This is a genomic window from Corynebacterium sp. ACRQP, from assembly GCF_022345915.1.
GTDB lineage: Bacteria > Actinomycetota > Actinomycetes > Mycobacteriales > Mycobacteriaceae > Corynebacterium > Corynebacterium lehmanniae.
The window spans coordinates 53,960-68,871 of sequence record NZ_JAKRMZ010000014.1; the positions used below are offsets into that span (position 1 = coordinate 53,960).

17 protein-coding genes are annotated in these 14,912 nt (G+C 66.9%); 6 read left to right on the plus strand and 11 right to left on the minus strand.

Annotated elements, in window-relative coordinates:
* Nucleotides 1-3: 3 nt before the first annotated feature.
* Genes dapF through MHY23_RS07025 form a run of 3 tightly spaced genes read right to left on the minus strand, consistent with a single transcriptional unit; the run spans nt 4 to nt 2,272 of the window.
* Entirely contained in the window at nt 4-813 is an 810-nt protein-coding gene (gene dapF / locus MHY23_RS07015) for a diaminopimelate epimerase (RefSeq protein WP_239306962.1), read from the minus strand.
* Entirely contained in the window at nt 810-1,709 is a 900-nt protein-coding gene (gene miaA / locus MHY23_RS07020) for a tRNA (adenosine(37)-N6)-dimethylallyltransferase MiaA (protein ID WP_239306963.1), read from the minus strand. The genes dapF and miaA overlap by 4 nt, the downstream gene beginning before the upstream one ends.
* Nucleotides 1,706-2,272: a hypothetical protein gene (locus tag MHY23_RS07025; RefSeq protein ID WP_239306964.1), complete on the minus strand. Its 567-nt coding sequence runs from the start codon at nt 2,270-2,272 to the stop codon at nt 1,706-1,708. The genes miaA and MHY23_RS07025 overlap by 4 nt, the downstream gene beginning before the upstream one ends.
* Before the next feature lie 136 nt (nt 2,273-2,408).
* Between MHY23_RS07025 and MHY23_RS07030 the strand changes: the two genes are divergently transcribed.
* The gene (locus MHY23_RS07030; RefSeq protein WP_239306965.1) at nt 2,409-3,761 is read left to right on the plus strand and encodes a DUF349 domain-containing protein; all 1,353 of its coding nucleotides are present in this window, start codon (nt 2,409-2,411) and stop codon (nt 3,759-3,761) included.
* A 13-nt stretch (nt 3,762-3,774) separates the two neighbouring features.
* Nucleotides 3,775-4,854 (plus strand): GNAT family N-acetyltransferase, encoded by a 1,080-nt coding sequence (locus MHY23_RS12005; protein ID WP_239306966.1) that lies wholly within the window; start codon nt 3,775-3,777, stop codon nt 4,852-4,854.
* A 140-nt stretch (nt 4,855-4,994) separates the two neighbouring features.
* Here the strand turns inward: MHY23_RS12005 and MHY23_RS07040 are convergent, their stop codons facing one another.
* The 7 genes from MHY23_RS07040 to MHY23_RS07070 all read right to left on the minus strand — a co-directional run bounded on the left by MHY23_RS07040 (nt 4,995) and on the right by MHY23_RS07070 (nt 11,244).
* The gene (locus MHY23_RS07040; RefSeq protein WP_239306967.1) at nt 4,995-5,609 is read right to left on the minus strand and encodes a hypothetical protein; all 615 of its coding nucleotides are present in this window, start codon (nt 5,607-5,609) and stop codon (nt 4,995-4,997) included.
* A 17-nt stretch (nt 5,610-5,626) separates the two neighbouring features.
* Nucleotides 5,627-7,153 carry a tRNA (N6-isopentenyl adenosine(37)-C2)-methylthiotransferase MiaB gene (gene miaB / locus MHY23_RS07045; protein WP_370645830.1) on the minus strand — a complete coding sequence of 509 codons (1,527 nt, stop codon included), beginning with the start codon at nt 7,151-7,153 and terminating at the stop codon, nt 5,627-5,629.
* A gap of 24 nt (nt 7,154-7,177) precedes the next feature.
* Nucleotides 7,178-8,326 carry an 8-amino-7-oxononanoate synthase gene (locus MHY23_RS07050; RefSeq protein WP_239306968.1) on the minus strand — a complete coding sequence of 383 codons (1,149 nt, stop codon included), beginning with the start codon at nt 8,324-8,326 and terminating at the stop codon, nt 7,178-7,180.
* The gene (locus MHY23_RS07055; RefSeq protein WP_239306969.1) at nt 8,323-9,039 is read right to left on the minus strand and encodes a 6-carboxyhexanoate--CoA ligase; all 717 of its coding nucleotides are present in this window, start codon (nt 9,037-9,039) and stop codon (nt 8,323-8,325) included. Before MHY23_RS07055 ends, MHY23_RS07050 begins: the two co-directional genes overlap by 4 nt.
* Before the next feature lie 47 nt (nt 9,040-9,086).
* Nucleotides 9,087-9,668 (minus strand): recombination regulator RecX, encoded by a 582-nt coding sequence (gene recX / locus MHY23_RS07060; RefSeq protein ID WP_239306970.1) that lies wholly within the window; start codon nt 9,666-9,668, stop codon nt 9,087-9,089.
* Nucleotides 9,669-10,796: a recombinase RecA gene (recA, locus tag MHY23_RS07065; protein ID WP_239306971.1), complete on the minus strand. Its 1,128-nt coding sequence runs from the start codon at nt 10,794-10,796 to the stop codon at nt 9,669-9,671.
* Between the two features lie 232 nt (nt 10,797-11,028).
* A complete protein-coding gene (locus MHY23_RS07070; RefSeq protein WP_239306972.1) occupies nt 11,029-11,244 on the minus strand; it encodes a DUF3046 domain-containing protein in 216 nt (71 codons plus the stop codon).
* Nucleotides 11,245-11,287: 43 nt separating this feature from the next.
* Between MHY23_RS07070 and MHY23_RS07075 the strand changes: the two genes are divergently transcribed.
* Genes MHY23_RS07075 through MHY23_RS07085 form a run of 3 tightly spaced genes read left to right on the plus strand, consistent with a single transcriptional unit; the run spans nt 11,288 to nt 13,151 of the window.
* The gene (locus MHY23_RS07075) at nt 11,288-11,854 is read left to right on the plus strand and encodes a biotin transporter BioY (RefSeq protein ID WP_239306973.1); all 567 of its coding nucleotides are present in this window, start codon (nt 11,288-11,290) and stop codon (nt 11,852-11,854) included.
* 5 nt (nt 11,855-11,859) lie between these two features.
* Entirely contained in the window at nt 11,860-12,549 is a 690-nt protein-coding gene (locus MHY23_RS07080; RefSeq protein WP_239306974.1) for an energy-coupling factor ABC transporter ATP-binding protein, read from the plus strand.
* Nucleotides 12,546-13,151 (plus strand): energy-coupling factor transporter transmembrane protein EcfT, encoded by a 606-nt coding sequence (locus MHY23_RS07085; protein WP_181888598.1) that lies wholly within the window; start codon nt 12,546-12,548, stop codon nt 13,149-13,151. Before MHY23_RS07080 ends, MHY23_RS07085 begins: the two co-directional genes overlap by 4 nt.
* A gap of 76 nt (nt 13,152-13,227) precedes the next feature.
* On the opposite strand, the gene MHY23_RS07090 is transcribed toward MHY23_RS07085, so the two are convergent.
* On the minus strand, nt 13,228-14,037 hold the full coding sequence (locus tag MHY23_RS07090; protein ID WP_239306975.1) for a hypothetical protein: 810 nt from the start codon (nt 14,035-14,037) through the stop codon (nt 13,228-13,230).
* Between MHY23_RS07090 and MHY23_RS07095 the strand changes: the two genes are divergently transcribed.
* On the plus strand, nt 14,015-14,912 hold an 898-nt coding region (locus MHY23_RS07095; protein ID WP_239306976.1), incomplete at its 3' end, for a hypothetical protein. The genes MHY23_RS07090 and MHY23_RS07095 overlap by 23 nt on opposite strands.

Sequence of the window (14,912 nt, forward strand, 5' to 3'; positions counted from 1 at the left end):
GGCTTACAGCTCGTCCGCCAGCTCCCCGCGGAACACGATCGTGGACGGGCCGGTCATGGTGGCCTCGCCATCTTCGAGCACGACCTCGATAGCCCCTCCCGGAACGTTCACGATCACGGAGCCGTTCTCGATGCCCGCGTCCGCAAGCGCCGCCTGCGCGGCGGCGACGGTGCCGGTGCCGCAGGAGCGGGTCTCGCCCACGCCGCGCTCCCACACGCGCATGTGCACGCCTCCCTGATCCAGCTCCGTGAGCACCTCCACGTTCACCCCCTTGGGGAAGAACTCCGGGTCGAACTCGGGTGCCACGAACTCCATGTCAGCCAGGTCCGAGGAGGTCATCCCCGGGATCACGCATGCGAGGTGCGGGTTGCCCACGTCCACGCCGATACCGGCGAACTGCGCCTCCCCCATCGATGCGGTGGAGACACCAGTGACCTCCACGCGGCCCATGCCCACAGACACAATCGCGTCGGCGCAGTCGGCGGAGATCACCCGGATGTGCTTGACGCCGGCGCGGGTGTCCACGTCGAACTCGGTCGCGTCCTCGAGTCCTTCGGCCACCAGCACGTGGGCGAACGCGCGGATGCCGTTGCCGCACATCTCCGCGATGGTGCCGTCGGCGTTACGGTAGTCCATGAACCACATGCCGTCTGCTCCCCTGCGGCGCACCACGCGCAGCAACCCGTCGCCGCCGACGCCGGCGCGCCGGTCGCAGAGGAAGGCGACCTGCTCCGGGGTCACGTCGAGGGTGTCCTCAACGTCGATGAGGACGACGAAGTCGTTTTCGGTGGCGTGCGCTTTGATAAATTTCACGCCAGCGAGTCTAACGCGGCGCCCACAACGTCCGCGCCGGCCGCGTCCAGCCACACGGTTCGCGGGTCGCGGTTAAACCAGGAGCGCTGGCGGCGCACGTACCGGCGCGTGCCGGTGATCGTCTGCTCCACCGCCTCGTCCTCGGTGAGCTCGCCATCCAACATCGCCAGCACCTGCGCGTAGCCGATCGCGCGGCCGGCGGTGGATTCTCGCACGAGGCCGGCGTCCACCAGGCCACGTGTTTCGTCGATAAGCCCCTGCTCAAACATCATGCGCGTGCGCAGCTCGATGCGCGGGTTCAACCACTCGGCGTTGGTGCGCAGCCCCAGGATGCGCGTGCCCCAGCGGGGTGCTGCGTTCTTCGGCGGCTGCGAGGCTTGGAACGGTTTGCCGGTCAGCTCGATCACCTCGAGGGCGCGCACGGTGCGGCGCGGGTCCTTGTCCTCGATGATGCGGGCAGCGGCCGGGTCCACCTCCGCCAGCTCCGCGTGCAGCGCGTCCACGCCAATCTCGGCCAGGCGTTCCTCGTACTTCGCGCGCACCGCAGGGTCGGTGGGCGGGAACGTCCAGGCGTCGATAAGCGATTGCACGTACAGCATCGACCCGCCCACCAGCACCGGCATCTTGCCGCGCGACATGATCTCCTCCACCGTCGCGACCGCAAGCTCCTGGTACTCGGCCACCGAGGCAGTGCGCGTGACCTCCCAGATGTCCAGCAGGTGGTGCGGGATGCCCTCGCGCTCGGCCACCGGCAGCTTCGCGGTGCCGATGTCCATGCCCTTGTACAGCTGCATCGAGTCCACGTTGACCACTTCGCCGCCGAACTTATGCGCCAGCGCGATGCCGAGGGCGGACTTGCCGCTGGCGGTCGGTCCCACTACTGCAATCGGTTTCATACGCTCCACTCCGCTACGTAGCGCCCCACGCCCAAGGTGTCGTCGTGGCCGATGAGCCGCGCCTCTCGCGGCCGCAGCGTCGCCAGTTCGTGCCAGAGTGCGGGTTCGAGCAATTGCTTATCGACGACCTCCGGTTGCCCACCGTCCAACCACCCGCACAGATGCTGGTGGTACTCCGGCGCGCCGTCGACCAGCGCGAGCGGGGCTCGCGGGGTCAGCCCGGCCGGACCGTCGAGCACCACCACGGTCACCGCGTCCGGGTCGGGGGCGCCGATCTCCCCGCGGACCTCGCGTACCTCCGGGTCCCCCAGTGCGAACCGTGCGACCAGCTCGCCTAAGTGGTTGCCCGCGCGCACGGTGATCTCCGGCCCGCCCCAGGCGGCGAAGGATCCGGTGTGGGCGGTGCGCCAACGCTCATCGAGCGAGCAGACGATGTCGATCGCCCTGCCGTCGAGCCCGCCTGCGAGCGCGCGGACGGCCTGTAGGAGCCGTTGCGAAGCGGCGTCGCTAGGCGAAAGCGCGAGTGCCGGCGATCCCGGCACGATCCAGAGGTTGGGTCTCACGCGGACAACCCTACCCAGCGCACCGTTTGCTCCCCGCAGGGCGTGAAGTGCCGGTAATATCGCACGCATTGCGCAAGGCAGCCGCGACGCGCGGCACAGAGCGGCCACATTAAAGGCCGCGGAAAGGATGTCCACCATGACCGATTCGAACTCCACTCCGACCCCGGGCGCCAAGGCACCGTCGCCGGCCGCGATGGCGAAGAAGCCGGGCCCGCGCCCAGGAGCAGCGGCGAAGACCGTCACCCCGGCTCCCCTGCCGGCGCGCGAGCCGTCGGACCCGTCCAAGTTCGGTCGCGTAGACGACGAGGGCAACGTCTTTCTCACCCGCGGCGGCGAGGAGCGCCAGATCGGCTCCTGGCAGGCGGGCACGCCCGAGGAGGGCCTGGCCCACTACGGCCAGCGCTACGACGACTTGGTCACCGAGGTGGAGCTCATCGAAACCCGCCTGCGCGCCCACCCGGAGGACGCAGATGCGCTGCGCAAGTCCGCCGAGACACTCAAGGCATCGCTTGCGGACGCGGCCGTGATCGGCGACATCGACGCCGTGGAGGCCCGCCTGGACAAGGCGATCGACGCTACCGATACCGCGCGCGAGAAGGCGAAGGAGAAGAAGGCGCAGCGCCGCGAGCAGGCGATCGCCCGCAAAGAAGCGCTCGCCGCAGAGGCCGAGGACCTGGCGGAGAACTCCACGGAGTGGAAGGCCGCGGGCGACCGCATCCGCGCAATCCTGGAGGAGTGGCGCGGCATCCGCGGCATCGACCGCGCAACCGACGACGAGCTGTGGAAGCGCTACTCCCGCGCCCGCGACAGCTTCAACCGCCGCCGCGGCTCCCACTTCGCCGAGCTGGACCGCAACCGCGCACAGGCCAGGAAGACCAAGGAGGAACTGGTCGAGCGCGCCGAGGCGCTGAAGGATTCCACTGACTGGGGCCACACCGCCCGCGCCTACCGCGACCTGATGACGGAGTGGAAGGCCGCCGGCCGCGCCCCGCGCGATGTGGACGACAAGCTGTGGGAGCGCTTCCGCGCCGCCCAGGACCACTTCTTCGAGGCCCGCAACGCCGTCAACGCCGAGCGCGACCGTGAGTTCGAGGCCAACGCGGAGGCGAAGGACGCGCTGATTTCCGAGTACGACTCGCTGATCGACCCCGCGAAGGGCCTCGGCGCAGCGAAGGCGAAGCTGCGCGAGCTGCAGGACAAGTGGGACGAGATCGGCTTTGTCCCGCGCGGGCGTGTTCGCGAGTTCGAGGACAAGATCGGCCGCATCGAGCAGCGCGTGTCCGAGGCCGAGGATTCCCGCTGGCGCAAGACCGACCCGGCGCAGCAGGACAAGGTGAACCAGTTCCAGGTCAAGGCCGACGACTTTATCAAGCAGGCCGAGGCCGCCGAGGCCAAGGGCGACGCCACCAAGGCCGCTTCCCTTCGCGAGCAGGCCAAGCAGTGGCAGGAGTTCGCCGACGTCGCCGCCAAGGCCGTCAACGAGGGCTAGTAAGTTAGCGCGAGTGCTCCACCCCCAGCTTTTCGTCCCCCGACCAGACCACGGCAACGATGCCGAGGCCGTGGTCGGGGGCTACGCCTTTTCCGCCACGCTGGCCATCCAGGACATCACGGGTCTTGCCACCTCCGGCGTGTCCGCGGCCCACATCGCGAAGCGCCTCGAGCCCTCCGCCGAGTCCGAGGCCATGCTGTTCGGCTTAGTTTCAACGCAGCACCTGCGGCCGGTCACCGATCTGGGCTACCCGGAGCTGTTCGCCGAAGACCTCGACTCCCTCAACGCCTGGCTGTTCGTCTCCCTGCCCCTGCTCGAAGACCGCGGCGTGATCGAAGCGAACTTCACCTTCGACTCCGAACTCGCGCCGCTTCCTGGCGAGCCGGTCCCCGATGCTCCGTGGGAAAGCGCGCTGAAGCTTCTCGACGACCTGTCGGCCCGCCTTTCCCGCCCCACCCGCCAACTGTGGGTGACCCACGCTGTTGCAGCAGATGAACCGCCGCACGTTCGGGGCTACGGCTACGCGCCGGTGTTCCGGGAGGACCAGGGCACCTTCTCCGTCTCCGCGATTAAGGGGCTGCCTGATGCTGCGGACGCCCAGTTCTCGGTGGTCCAGGGCCCCGGCTTCTCAGCGCCGCGAGACGCCGCGCCCGGTGAACTGGAGCAGTTCTCCCGTTTGCTCACCTCCGCCTCGCGCGACTACCCCCGCGGCGAGCTGGTCATGGACACCATCGAGTGGGACCTCGCCCGCATACAGGACGCCGGTGCCAGGTTGCAGGACCGTGGCGGCTCCCAGCTCACTGGCCTGGCATACGTCAACGGCGAGTGCGTCGGTCTTTGCGAAGTAGTCCGGTACTTTTCGGACGACCCGAAAGTCTGCGAACTCGGGTTGATATATCTGCTGCCTGAGCACCGTGGCCGCGGCATCGGCTCCGCACTGCTGCGCGCGTCGCTCACACGCGCCAAAGAGACCTGGGAGGACCTGGAGACGGTCTACTGCTCCTACCCCGCCGACTCCCCCGCGGCGAACGCCATCATGAGGGGCCTTGACGCGGAGGTGGTTTCCTCCACCACCGCGTGGCAGAAACGGTAGGCAGTGCGCTCCTTGTAAATGCCGATATCGGCGTTTACAAGGTGAGACGCTACAAAAGCCCAGGTCGCGGATCGGCGGTCACGCTACATGCCGATATCGGCTTTTGCGGGCTGGGGACCGGCGGCGCGGGTTTGTACCTGCTAGTCCAACGTCTTGCGGTGTCGCTCTGCTGCGCGGGCACGGCGGTCGTCGATAAGCAAAGGGTTCTCCTGCTCCCTCGTCGCGGCGCGCTGCGCGAGCGCCACCTCATCCTTGCCTTGCGCCTCGGCGCGCTGCTTAGCGACGGCCGCCTGTTCCTCGTTGCGCGACAGGATCAGCGGGAAGACCGTGAACACCACGATCACTACCGCGAGCACGACCAGGTAGTAGCTGGCACCGCGGCTGATGCCGGTGGCGTTGGAGTTGCGCAGCCAGATGCCAAGCACGGAGTAGACCAGCGAGACGGTGGTGACCATCCACGCGGGAACCGCGAGCGCGAAGCGCTGCGTGGCCACGGCAAGGGTGGTCAGGACACCGACGCCAATGAGCGAGATCCACGCGAAGATGTACTCCGTGACCGCAGTCTGCGCGTCCTTCGCAGCGTCGGTGGCGGCGAGCACCTGCCATAGCGACGCCCCGCCCACGAACGGCAGGAACAGCGCCACCACGTAGATGGCAACCGCGGCAGCGAGTACCCAGCGTTTTGCGCCCATGTCCACGGTGGATGCGGCTTTCTTCTCCGCGCGGGCAAGGGATTCTGTGTTGGGCTGCGTCATGTCGCCCAACTGTAGCCCTAGCCACCGCAGCAGGCGGAATCTGCTGGAGCGGCGGCGGGCCGGCCGATCGTCGGCAGGCCAAGGCCCACCCCGATGGGCGCGGTGGTGGGCACCTCTCCCCGCTCAGAGTTGTCGCCTGCCTTGGTACGGCGGTGCTCGTGGATGCCGGAGTCCGCGATCAGGTAGTGCGGCTTCGCGTCGGTGATGGTAACGGTGACGATATCGCCCGGGCGGACCTCGCCGTCGATGTTGCCCTCGACCGCGAAGTGCACCAGGCGCCCGTCGCGGGCACGGCCGGACATGCGCTGGGTGCGGTCGTTCTTGCGGCCGTCCTCCTGCACCAACAGCTCCTGGCGCGTGCCGACGAGCTTCGCGTTCTCCTCCGCACTGATGCGCTCCTGCAGGGCGTGGAGGCGCTCGAAACGCTCCTGCACCACGGCCTTGGGGATCTGCTGCTCCATCTCCGCCGCCGGGGTGCCGGGGCGCGGCGAGTACTGGAAAGTAAACGCCGAGGTGAAACGTGCCTTCTCAACCACGTCGAGGGTGGCCTGGAAGTCCTCTTCAGTCTCGCCCGGGAAGCCGACGATGATGTCGGTGGTGATCGCGGCGTGCGGCAGCTTCTCGCGCACCTCGTCCAGGATGGCCAGGAACTTCTTGGAGCGGTAGGACCGGCGCATGTCCTTGAGCACCTTGTCGGAGCCGGACTGCAGCGGCATGTGCAGCTGCGGGCAGACGTTCGGGGTCTCCGCCATCGCGTCGATGACGTCGGAGGTGAACTCCGCCGGGTGCGGGGAGGTAAAACGCACGCGCTCCAAGCCCTCGATATCGCCGCAGGCGCGCAGCAGCTTGGAAAACGCGGAGCGGTCGCGCTCCATGTCCTCGTCGACGAAGTTCACGCCGTAGGAGTTGACGTTCTGGCCCAACAGCGTCACCTCGGACACACCCTGATCCACCAGGGCCTTGACCTCGGCGAGGATCTCGCCCGGACGGCGGTCCACCTCCTTGCCGCGCAGGCTGGGCACGATGCAGAACGTGCAGGTGTTGTTGCAGCCCACAGAGATGGACACCCAGCCGGCGTAGGCGGACTCACGCTTGGCGGGCAGCACGGACGGGAAGACCTCGAGGGCCTCCACAATCTCCACCTGCGCTTCGTCCTCCACACGCGCCCGGTCGAGCAACGCCGGTAGCGCGGAGATGTTGTGGGTGCCAAAGACGGCGTCGACCCACGGCGCCTTTTCAATGACTGTGTCGCGGTCCTTCTGCGCCAGGCACCCGCCGACGGCGATCTGCATGCCCGGGTGGTCGGCCTTGACGTTTTTCAGCTGCCCGAGCGAGCCGTAGAGGCGCTTGTCGGCGTTCTCGCGCACCGCGCAGGTGTTGAAGACCACCAGGTCGGGCTCCTCGCCGGCATCGGCCGCGACGTAGCCCGCGTCTTCGAGCATGCCGGAAAGACGCTCGGAGTCGTGCACGTTCATCTGGCAACCGAACGTGCGCACCTCGTAGGTGCGGGGATTGCTGTTTTGGGTGGTGCTCGCCGTAGTCACGGCGAGACAGTCTAACCAGGTGAGCTACAACCGCGAAATGGCGTGAGTCAACCCGTCGATCTGCGCGTCGGTGTGGGTGGCCATCACCGTCACCCGCAGCATCGCCGCACCGTGCGGGACGGTCGGCCAGCGGATGGCGGGCACGAAGTACCCGGCCTCCCGGAGCCTGGCGGACGCGTTCACCGCTTTGGTTTCGTCGCCGATGGGCACCGGGATGATCGGGCTGGCCCACTCGCCCATTCCGAGCTGGCTTGTCAATCGACGGATGTTCCGGTGCAGCGCAGGCACCGGACTGTCTTCGCTCTCGAGCACGCCGATGGCCGCAGAAACCGCCGCGCACGTGGCCGGTGTGGACGAGGTGGAGTAGACGTAGGTGCGTGCCTTCTGCCGCAGCAACGCAGCCACTGGTGCGGAGGTAGCCACTGCCCCGCCCTCTGCTCCGAGCGCCTTGGATGAGGTGGCGACGAGGATGTCCGGATGGTCGTCGCCAAGCGAAAAGTGCTCCATGATGCCGCGGCCCGTGGCGCCGAGGGTGCCGGTGCCGTGCGCGTCGTCGACCATGAGGACGGCGCCGCGGGCGCGGCAGACGGCGATAAGTTCGGGGACGGGCGCGAGGGTGCCGTCCATGGAAAACAGCCCGTCGGTGACCACGATTGCTTCTCCGGAGTGGCCTCGCAGCAGCTCGTCGACGTGCGCCGGGTCGCGGTGGCGGTACACACGCACCGTGGCACCCTGCGCCTTGGCTAGGCGGCAGCCGTCGATGATGCTGGCGTGGTTGCGCTCGTCCGAGACGATGAGCGTGCCCGGGCCGGCGAGCGCCTGCAGGACGCCAGCATTGGCCATGAACCCGGCGGAGAAAAACACGGCGTCCTCGTAGCCGAGGAAGCGGGCGAAATCGCGCTCAACTTGGGTGTGCAGGTTTGTCGTGCCGGTGGTCAGGCGCGAACCGCCAGAGCCCGCGCCAAAACGGTTGAGCGCGTCGGCGGCCGCTTTGGTCACGGCGGGGTGTTCGGCCAGACCCAGGTAGTTCGAGGAGCTGAACAGGACGTACTCGCGCCCGTCGATGGTGGCTACCGGGGTCTGGCCAGTGCTGAAGGTTGCGGGGGTGCGCTCGAGGCCTTGGCTGCGCCAGGTATCGCACTGTTGCTGGGCGGCGGTGTCGAGCCAACTCATTTGGCCTCCTCGACCAGGACGGGGGTGTGCTCGAGGTAGGCGATCAGATCCGCAGGATCGTCGGTGTCCACGACGAACAGGCGTCCGCCAACTGGGGAACCAGCAGCCTTCATCTTGGGCACGCGCAGATAGCCCAGCTTTCTGGAGGCGAGGTAGCCGGTGGTGTAGTCCGGATCGTCCGAGATGCAGACCTCGGCGAGCACCGCCGGGTGGTGCGCGACCTTGGAAGCGAGCACAAGCGCATCGGTGACGCGGGTCTTGCCGGAGCGGGACTCGGGACGCTCCTCTGTGGCAGTGGCGGCGTCCATGGAGGTCACCCGTACGCCCCGGGCGTGATCCGGTTCGAGGCGTCGGCCGGTTGCAGCGTGGAACAGGATCCCGCCGCGCATGTCGCGCACGCCGGTGAGCAGCTTCCATGCGGCTGCGGCATGCGGCGTCAGCGGGGCCAGGTTCTCGATGACGGTGTCGCGGGCCTCCGCTGGGTCCGCGCAGTGCGCCTCTGTGATTGGCAACGCCGGGATGTGCGCGACTTCACCCTCGATGGCGGTCACAGTGACAGTGATGGAGTCCGGCTGCCCCTTGCCGTGGGCCAGTGCGCGCTGGCTCATCGCGGCGCAGACATCAGGGACCTCGCGCTCCTCCACGATGCGTTCGGCGCCGGAGATATGGGTGCCGCCCGCGCTGGAGCGCATCTTCACGCTGAACAATGCCATGCGGGCAAGTTTAGGAGACCGCCTTGAACACCGTTCAGTGTTTCGGACTATTCCTCGCACTCGGCAATGCGCCCGTTCAGCACCTCGCGGGCGATTCGAAGCGCCATCCCCTGGTTGAAGCCGCGCCGGGCCAACGCACCGACGATGCGGCGCAGGTGCTTGTCGTATTCCGCACGGTCCGTGGGAGCCGATTTCACTTTGCGCGCGGATTTCTCCGCCACCGCGCGGGCCGTGTGCTCCTCGTCCTCGTCCGAGATCTGCTCCAGGGCCGCGGCGCGGTCCGCTCCCCCGACGCCCTTGTCGCGCAGCTCCATGTCCAGCGCGCGGGCGGACTTGCCGCGGCGGGCGGCGCGCTGGCGCACCCACTCGTGGGCGAACTGCGCGTCGTTGAGCAGGCCGGAACCTGCGAGGTCGTCGAGGACTTCGTCGACAAGCTGCGGCTCGAACTCGGCCTTGAGCAGCCGCTCGCGCAGCTCCGCGCGGGAGCGCGCACGCTGGTCCAGCAGACCTAACGCCCGCTTGCGCACGGGAGCCAGGGCCTCCTCGTGTGTCCGGTCGAAAAGACCGGTGCCCGGCTCGTAGGCGTCAAGCACCGCCTGGAGCCGGGCAACCTTGTCCGCGTCCGCCAACTACTTCTCCGCGGTTGCGGGTGCCGCCACGTCGTCCTCGTCATCGAAGTCGATGTTCGGAACCATATCCACCGGCTCGTCCGTCAGCTCGTCGGACGCGTTGGCGTACTTGCCCACGCCGAGTGCGCGGAAGATCTTGTCCTCGATCTCGTCCGCCAGCTCCGGGTTTTCCTTGAGGAAGATGCGGGCCTTCTCCTTGCCCTGGCCCAGCTGGTCGCCCTCGTAGGTGAACCAGGAGCCGGACTTTTTCACGATGCCGTTTTCCACACCCATGTCGATGATGGAACTCTCACGCGAGATGCCCTCGCCGTACATGATGTCGAACTCGGCGATCTTGAACGGCGGGGAAACCTTGTTCTTCACCACCTTCATCTTGGTGCGGTTGCCAATGGAGTCCTGGCCGTCCTTCAGCGTCTGGATGCGGCGGACATCGCAGCGCACGGATGCGTAAAACTTCAGCGCCTTACCGCCGGTGGTGGTCTCCGGGGAGCCGAACATCACGCCGATTTTCTCGCGCAGCTGGTTAATGAAGATGGCGGTGGTGCCGGAGTTGTACAGCGCACCGGTCATCTTGCGTAGCGCCTGGGACATCAGGCGGGCCTGCAGGCCGACGTGGCTGTCGCCCATCTCGCCCTCGATCTCCGCCTTCGGGGTCAGCGCCGCCACCGAGTCGATCACAATGATGTCGATCGCGCCCGAGCGCACCAGCATGTCCGCAATCTCGAGCGCCTGCTCGCCGGTGTCCGGCTGGGAGACCAGCAAGTTGTCGGTGTCTACGCCGAGCTTGCGCGCGTAGTCCGGGTCGAGGGCGTGCTCGGCGTCAATAAACGCCGCAATGCCGCCGGCGCGCTGCGCCTCCGCAATCGCGTGCAGCGCCACGGTGGTCTTACCGGAAGACTCCGGCCCGTAGATCTCCACGATGCGCCCGCGCGGCCAGCCGCCGATGCCGAGCGCGACGTCGATGGCTGTGTTGCCGGAGGAAATGGACTGAATCGGCGGGCGGTTGTCGTCGCCCAGGCGCATGACGGCGCCCTTGCCAAAATCCTTCTCGATCATTGCCAGCGCTGCATCGAGCGCATTCTTGCGGTCGTTGCCGGCCGAAGCCGCGGACTTCTTCTTCGTTGCCATGTGGTGTTTCTACCTCCAAGTATTCGGCGGCGCTGGGCGCGTCGCGTGCACAGTTTCCTAGTTAGACGTATCGCCATACCGCTTCGGTTCCCTCGGACGCGAAGAAATTTCTCCCAAGCGGAAAACACGGCACACTGTAGAACGCGACGGCGACACCCCAGAGAATACACGCAAACGTGTTCGAAATTCAACGACACGCCGGGGTGGCGGAGCCGTCGATAAGCAACGGCCCCTAAAAGCCCGGGCGGTCGACGCCGAGGCGGCGCTCCTCCGGGACATCGAACGCGTCACAGAGCCCGCGCCACGCATCGCGCGGGTCCACACCGGCATCGATGAGCTGCGCAGACGTCTGCTCAAACCCGGGCAGCACCTGGGTCTGGATGATCCACTGCGCACGCTCCGAGCCGAATTCGTCCTGCACAAGCTGGTGAAACTCCGTCAAACGCATGCGCCCGACAGTACACGCCACCCGTCGCGGTACACTCCCGCGCATGAAGAAAAACTCTACGGCGCAGGATATCGCGCTAATCGCGGTCTTTGCCGCCATCGTCATTGTGCTGGGCTTCGTGTCCATCCCCGTCGGCGCGGCCGGCGTGCCCATCGTGCTGCAGAACGCCGCCGTGATCCTCGCCGGGCTGGTGCTTGGGTGGCGCCGCGGTTTCTCCGCCGCCGCGATCTTCCTGCTGGTGGGCCTGGCGCTGCCGGTGCTCGCGGGCGGGCGCACGGTCATCTCCGCACTCGGCGGGCCGACTGTCGGGTACCTGGCCGGCTACCTCGTCTCCGCCGCCGTCGCCGGCGCGGTCGCGTACACGGCACCGTTCCGCTCGAACAAAGCGGCGAGCATCGGCATCCTCATCCTCGCCGGCTACCTCGGCCTGTTTTTCCAGTACCTCTGCGGCGTGTTCGGCCTGATGTGGCGCGCTGACATGAGCTTCGGCGCAGCCTGGGCGGCGCAGGTGCCGTTCCTGCTGCCGGACGCCGGCAAGGTCGCGCTCATGATCGCCATCGCGTTCGCGGTACACCAGGCGTTCCCGGATCTGCGCGGGGCCCGCAAGTAAACGCCATGCCCCTCATCGAGTTCCGCGGCGCCGCCGTCGCATATGACGGCGAGCAAATCCTCGCGCCGCTCACCGTGAGCCTATCGGAGCAGCGCATCGGCATCATCGGCTCCAACGGCTCCGGCAAATCCACCACCGTGCGCCTGATCAACGGCCTCATCGAGCCGACATCAGGGCAAGTGCTTTACGACGGGCTCACGCCCAACAAACGCGGCAAAGACATCCGCAAACGCGTCGGATTCGTATTCTCCGACGCCGAATCCCAAATTGTCATGCCGCGCGTTTCCGACGACGTGGCGTTTTCCCTGCGCCGCTTCAAACTGCCGCGCGAGGAGGTCAAACGGCGCGTGGCAGACGCACTCAAGCGCTTCGATCTTGCCGACCGCGCCGAGCACTCCCCGCACACCCTCTCCGGCGGCGAGAAGCAGATGCTCGCGCTGGCCTCCGTGCTGGTGATCGAGCCCGACACGATCATCGCCGACGAGCCCACCACCCTGCTGGACCTGCGCAACCGCCGCCGCATCGTGCGCGAGCTGATGTCGCTGGACCAGCAGCTGATCGTGGTCACCCACGACCTGGAAATGCTGCGCGGATTCGACCGCGTTCTGGTCATCGACGACGGAGCCTTGGCCTACGACGGCGGCCCCGACGCGGCAATCGCCTTCTACACCGACCTGATGGATGCGAAGCCGTGATCCGCGAACTGCCCCTCGGCGTATACGTGCCGGGGACGACTCTGCTGCACCGCACGGGTGCAGCGCTGAAATTCGTGTTGCTCGTGGCATTCATCATCGGCGTCACCGCGTTGCCGACGCAGCCATGGCACGCTGTGGCCGCCCTCGCGTTCGTGTTGGCGCTCTACGTATGGGCACGGATCCCCGCCCGCGTAGCGTGGCGCCAGCTAGTGCCGTTGGTGCCCGTGCTGGCTTTCTTCGGCGCGTTCATGGTGTGGCAAAACGGCGTTGCCTCTGCGCTCACACTGCTGGTCGGGCTGCTTGCCACCATTGCTGCGGCAAACCTGTTGACGCTGACCACCCCGGTCGAGGAACTCCTCACCGCGCTGGACCGCGCCCTGTCCCCCTTCGGTCGCGCGGGCGAACTGATCTCTTTGACCATCGCGCTCACGATCCGGCTTATCCCCCTCACCCTCGCCACGGCGAACGAGGTGCTCGACGCGCGCAAGGCCCGCGGTGTCGGGTTCTCCTTCACCGCATTCGGCATCCCGTTGGTGATTCGGTCTGTGCGCCGCGCGAAGATGATGGGAGAAGCGCTCATGGCCCGCGGAGCCGTTGATTAGCACCTGCTTAACGACGACGTTCCGCCCGGCCCCTGCTGTGAGGGACCGGGCGGAACGCGCTGAGACGGGCTAGCTATTAGTTACTGCTACCTGCGGAGCTACCTTCACCGCCACCACATGCATTGACAATGCTGACGATTGCAAGGACACCAAGTGCCGCCGCTGCCAAGCCGCCCGCGATCATGCCGATCTGCGGATCAACCTGCGGGAGCATCTGCTGCGCCTGATCCCTCAGTGCATGGAGTGAATCCTGAACGCCTGCCGGCAGCGGAAGGTCGACCTGCGATGCAATCCCCAGCGGGATCAGCGCCACAAGCGGAAGCGACCATCCGGTCAGCGCAGCGACGCACTTGCCGTCCAACGACGACCCCTGAGACTCCGCCGGTGCCGTTGCTGTCTGGGTCACCGTGGTGAGCGGGTGCTCGGTCGATGTTTCAGGAGCGGCCTCCACCTCGAAACGGACTTTTTCAACGATCGTAGAGTTTCCGGTCGTCGTCACCACTTCCGCGGTGTAGTTGCCGGGCTTTGCAACCCTGCCCGCAATGACGTTGTCCTCGGGGCGGAACTCGAGGCCCTCCGGCAGGTCGTTAACCTCGACGATTGCGCCATTAGCCGCAGCCACCCGGTAGTACACATTTGTTTCACCCGCAACAATCTTCGTCAGATTCGGAGCGGTACGCGTCGTCGTGACAGGTGCATCAACGTCGACTGCGTCCTGGTCCGATTGAACCGTGGATGTCGGCGTCACAGTCTCGGTCTCCGAGCGACCGGCGACAGTGGTTGTGACTGGGGCTGCGGTAACCGTGGTGGTTTGTGCCGTATTCGTTACTGTCTCCGTCACCGCATCAGCTGTTGCCACCGGCGTGACATCAACTTGCTCCGTCACCGTCGGCGTGACCGTCTCAGCCTTAGCCGAAGACGTCTGCGTCGCAGTCACCGCCGCAGCAGTGGTCACCGGCGTTTCGGTGACCTTCTTCGTCTCCGTGGGCACCACAGTCTTTGTCGCAGCCGTCTCCGTCTGCGTTTCAGTCACCGCCGCAGCAGTGGTCACCGGCGTTTCGGTGACCTTCTTCGTCTCCGTGGGCACCACAGTCTTTGTCGCAGCCGTCTCCGTCTGCGTTTCAGTCACCGCCGCAGCCGTCGTCGTCGGAGTCTCGGTGGCTTTCTTCGTCTCCGTGGGCACCACGGTCTTCGTCGCAGCCGTCTCCGTCTGCGTCGCAGTCACCGCCGCAGCCGTCGTCGTCGGAGTCGTGGTCACCTTCTTCGTCTCAGTCGGCGTCACGGTAACCTCCGGCGCGCTCACTGTCGTATACACGACGGTTGCCGCAGCCGTCGTCGTCGGCGTCTCGGTCACCTTCTTCGTCTCCGTCGGTGTCACGGTCTTCGTCGCAGCCGTCTCCGTCTGCGTCGCAGTCACCGCCGCAACCGTCGTCACCGGCGTCTCGGTCACCTTCGTCGTCTCCGTGGGCACCACGGTCTTCGTCGCAGCCGTCTCCGTCTGCGTCGCAGTCACCGCCGCAACCGTCGTCACCGGCGTCTCGGTGACCTTCGTCGTCTCCGTCGGCACCACGGTCTTCGTCGCAGCCGTCTCCGTCTGCGTCGCAGTCACCGCCGCAGCCGTCGTCGTCGGAGTCGTGGTCACCTTCGTCGTCTCCGTGGGCACCACGGTCTTCGTCGCAGCCGTCTCCGTCTGCGTCGCAGTCACCGCCGCAGCAGTGGTCACCGGCGTTTCGGTGACCTTCGTCGTCTCCGTGGGCACCA

Coding starts and splice junctions, on each gene's coding strand:
- MHY23_RS07080 (WP_239306974.1), top strand. CDS start 11,860: ATGCCCCTCATCGAGTTCCGCGGCGCCGCCGTCGCATATGACGGCGAG.
- MHY23_RS07070 (WP_239306972.1), bottom strand. CDS start 11,244: ATGCGTTTGACGGAGTTTCACCAGCTTGTGCAGGACGAATTCGGCTCG.
- MHY23_RS07075 (WP_239306973.1), top strand. CDS start 11,288: ATGAAGAAAAACTCTACGGCGCAGGATATCGCGCTAATCGCGGTCTTT.
- MHY23_RS07050 (WP_239306968.1), bottom strand. CDS start 8,326: ATGAGTTGGCTCGACACCGCCGCCCAGCAACAGTGCGATACCTGGCGC.
- miaA (WP_239306963.1), bottom strand. CDS start 1,709: ATGAAACCGATTGCAGTAGTGGGACCGACCGCCAGCGGCAAGTCCGCC.
- MHY23_RS07055 (WP_239306969.1), bottom strand. CDS start 9,039: ATGGCATTGTTCAGCGTGAAGATGCGCTCCAGCGCGGGCGGCACCCAT.
- MHY23_RS07040 (WP_239306967.1), bottom strand. CDS start 5,609: ATGACGCAGCCCAACACAGAATCCCTTGCCCGCGCGGAGAAGAAAGCC.
- recA (WP_239306971.1), bottom strand. CDS start 10,796: ATGGCAACGAAGAAGAAGTCCGCGGCTTCGGCCGGCAACGACCGCAAG.
- MHY23_RS07030 (WP_239306965.1), top strand. CDS start 2,409: ATGACCGATTCGAACTCCACTCCGACCCCGGGCGCCAAGGCACCGTCG.